6 protein-coding genes are annotated in these 2,858 nt (G+C 52.7%); all 6 read left to right on the top strand.

Annotated features, from left to right (window positions below; genetic code table 11):
* Positions 1-757: DnaD domain protein (locus WMO23_RS11085; protein ID WP_349174086.1), on the top strand; the 757-nt coding region annotated here is incomplete at its 5' end.
* A gap of 34 nt (positions 758-791) precedes the next feature.
* Complete coding sequence (locus tag WMO23_RS11080; RefSeq protein WP_349174084.1) at positions 792-1,259, top strand: hypothetical protein; 468 nt, start codon at positions 792-794, stop codon at positions 1,257-1,259.
* Between the two features lie 22 nt (positions 1,260-1,281).
* A complete protein-coding gene (locus WMO23_RS11075; RefSeq protein ID WP_349174082.1) occupies positions 1,282-1,713 on the top strand; it encodes a hypothetical protein in 432 nt (143 codons plus the stop codon).
* Positions 1,703-1,954 (top strand): hypothetical protein, encoded by a 252-nt coding sequence (locus WMO23_RS11070; protein ID WP_349174080.1) that lies wholly within the window; start codon positions 1,703-1,705, stop codon positions 1,952-1,954. The genes WMO23_RS11075 and WMO23_RS11070 overlap by 11 nt, the downstream gene beginning before the upstream one ends.
* Positions 1,955-1,976: 22 nt before the next feature.
* Entirely contained in the window at positions 1,977-2,222 is a 246-nt protein-coding gene (locus WMO23_RS11065) for a hypothetical protein (RefSeq protein WP_349174078.1), read from the top strand.
* Positions 2,215-2,802: a hypothetical protein gene (locus WMO23_RS11060; RefSeq protein ID WP_020309797.1), complete on the top strand. Its 588-nt coding sequence runs from the start codon at positions 2,215-2,217 to the stop codon at positions 2,800-2,802. The genes WMO23_RS11065 and WMO23_RS11060 overlap by 8 nt, the downstream gene beginning before the upstream one ends.
* The last annotated feature ends 56 nt before the right edge of the window (positions 2,803-2,858 follow it).

The following is a 2,858-nucleotide window of genomic DNA, read 5'->3' as shown; positions in this document are numbered from 1 at the left end:
TATCTTTGTTTACCCCAGTATGGGGCATAAAGTAGATTCATGCAATACCGATTTACACAAACTATTTTACACTCCCACGGTAAACGTCGCATTATCCCTTTTTAAGCATTTAGGACTTATCGAAGAAACACAGGAAGGAATACCCGTCATGCCAGAAGTCAAGAATATGGTGGGCAGTGAATCAGAATCAGCCGCACGAGTACGAAAGTATCGGAAGAAAAAGGCGTTACAAAGTAACGTAGATGTAACAAATAAGGCGTTACAAAGTAACGTAGAGATTAGAGATAAGAGTATAGAGTATAGAGATAAGAGTAAAGAGTATAGAGAGGAGAAAGTAGAAAGTAGAAAGAAAGAAACCGGAGCATCCGACGACGGTCTGAAAGGCGTCATCACTGCTTACAGAAAAAACATCTACCCCATGCCTGGGGAGATGGATCTAGAAAAGCTCAAAGCACTGGTCGACGATTTTGGCAGCGACACCGTCATAAAGGCCATTGACAGAGCCGTTACCCGTAATAAAAGAAGTTTGGCATATATCCACGGCATTCTGAAAAGCTGGCAGACTGGAGGCTATGACGATGAAAACACAGCCCGGACACAGCCAACGCCACACAACAGCAAGAAGGAAGCGATTGACGTCGTGAACCGCCTGATGGCAGAATACCAAGCCCAGGAACAGAAAGGAGAGACGAAAGATGACAACGGAAATATCGACCCTGCGAGCGATTGGTCTTTTGCAACTGGCGTACAAAAATGATCTCCCGGAGGAACGGCTGCGTTTCTACGTAGAGATGTTAAAAGACATCCCGCCGGCGGCCTTGTCGGCCGGGGTCAAGTACTGCATCAACCACTGCAATTTTTTACCTACCATTGCCGAAATTAGGAAGGCATCGGAAAAAGTGACTACGCTGGCAATGGGAACTAAGCCCATCGACAGTGCTACAGCCTGGGGCAAGGTCCAGAAGGCCATCGCCGCCGTCGGCTATACCGGCGTGCCGGACTTCGACGATCCGGTGACGCAGCGCGTCGTCGACCGGTTCGGCTGGAAAGAGATCTGCCAGACTCCGACCGATGACACTTCCATTCTGCGGGCCCAGTTCCGTAAAGCTTATGAATCGGAAGTAGCCCACGTCGAAGAAGTGAAAGAATTTTCCGCTTCCGGCATCCCGGTCCATCAGAAGTATCTGGCTGATGCCGGCCTGGCCGGCGTGAAAGAATTGACCAGCGAAGTAGCCGCCCGGCTGAAAATGCCGGAATGATGGCAGAAAAGGAGAGAGAAAGATGACAAAGACAAGATTATGCCGCCTATGCGGCCAGCCGCTCGAGCTCCGCGGATCCAGGACGGCCAGGCTGACACTCTGTGATGATTGCCGGGCACGGATCCTGTCCCGATATACATACCGGATCGAACACCACATCACGGGCAAGGAAACCTGCTGCCTGGTGTGCGGGAAGCCTATCCCGAAAGGATACAACGGCTATACGACCTGCTCCCGGGCGTGCAGGACCCTGCTGAACTCGGTCACAGCCAATTACCGGAAAGACAGGGCGGCGAACCGGCTCCGGCAGGACAAACAGGACCATCCAGAAACATACCTTCCGCCGAAGCGGGTCCTTAGCCCACTTGGCCGGGCCGAACAGGAAGCCCGGGAGCATGGCATCACCTACGGCCTGTATATGGCCCTGAAAGGAGGAATGGCCCATGACTTGTAATGTGATTTGGCTGCGGCAGGCCCTGGCGGAATACCAGGACCGCTTGAACAACGTCCTCTGCGTGACGGCTGCGGAAATCCCGGAGCTGGAATATCGCCGGGCCAACGGGCAATACATCCCCAAGGCCCAGTTTATGGCATTTGATGGGACGAAATATGTCGTAGTCGACAACCGGCGGGGACAGTTTGAAAAAGAAGCAAAGGAAACGCTGCATGATTGCATGACCTGGTTATTGGCATAGACGGAACAGGAAGGAGAGAAAGATGGAAATTAAAATCGATATGAATGGCAGTGACGTCGAGCTGGTGACGTTTTTACATAGCCTTACGATAAATCATAGCCAGAAAGAACAATCGGCCGTTAAAACGGCAAATACGAAGAAAAAATGCCGCCCGAAGAAAGCGGTGAAGGTGGACCCAGAACCAGACCCGACGGATGACATCCTGGATGATCCGGAAATGGCCGACATCGGAGCACACATTTTCGGGGAGGACAATCGGAATGAATGACATTTCACGGGCCATGGAAAAGAAACGGGCCGAAAAAGCCAAGCACCGCTATGCAGTCGGCGCCGAAAGCGGGGCGGACTGGGGGCTGACCCTCATCTACCAGGCCCTGCATGACAAGTACGGCTTTGGCCGCAACCGGTTCGCCAAACTCAACGCCGCCTGGGAGCACCTGGACTCGAAAGAGCACGGGTTCTCCATCCGCTGGCGGGATGAGCTGTGTGACGATTTCGGGTTCGACCGCTTCCTCAATGAGCGTGACGCCCAGCGCCTGGAACGGCTCATCACAGGCAAGACGAAGGACTGGCGTCTGCGGAAATACGTGACGGACCACGTGGCCGCCTCGGTCATCGTGACGCTGCACTCACTACGTCATGACTTCAAGTGGGGGGCAAAGCGCTTGCAGGATCTACAGCAGTACATCCACGACAACATCGACGCCGTCTTAAAGAGCAAGGTCCCTATCTGGGAATTCATGAAATGCCTGCACGTTGAATGCGGAATTGATTACCCGGCCCTTACGGCCTATGAAAAGCAGTTCGGGCCGGTCGATATTTACCGCGGGAACCGCGGAGAGAGGTAGAAGAAGATGACAGAAAGATACATTTTACAATTTCCTCGAGGCGTGGCTGTTTCAAT

It is taken from the genome of Megasphaera intestinihominis (assembly GCF_040096415.1).
Classification (GTDB): domain Bacteria; phylum Bacillota; class Negativicutes; order Veillonellales; family Megasphaeraceae; genus Megasphaera; species Megasphaera intestinihominis.
This window is presented reverse-complemented; position numbering and strand designations above follow the sequence as displayed.

Coding starts and splice junctions, on each gene's coding strand:
- WMO23_RS11080 (WP_349174084.1), top strand. CDS start 792: ATGTTAAAAGACATCCCGCCGGCGGCCTTGTCGGCCGGGGTCAAGTAC.
- WMO23_RS11060 (WP_020309797.1), top strand. CDS start 2,215: ATGAATGACATTTCACGGGCCATGGAAAAGAAACGGGCCGAAAAAGCC.
- WMO23_RS11065 (WP_349174078.1), top strand. CDS start 1,977: ATGGAAATTAAAATCGATATGAATGGCAGTGACGTCGAGCTGGTGACG.
- WMO23_RS11070 (WP_349174080.1), top strand. CDS start 1,703: ATGACTTGTAATGTGATTTGGCTGCGGCAGGCCCTGGCGGAATACCAG.
- WMO23_RS11075 (WP_349174082.1), top strand. CDS start 1,282: ATGACAAAGACAAGATTATGCCGCCTATGCGGCCAGCCGCTCGAGCTC.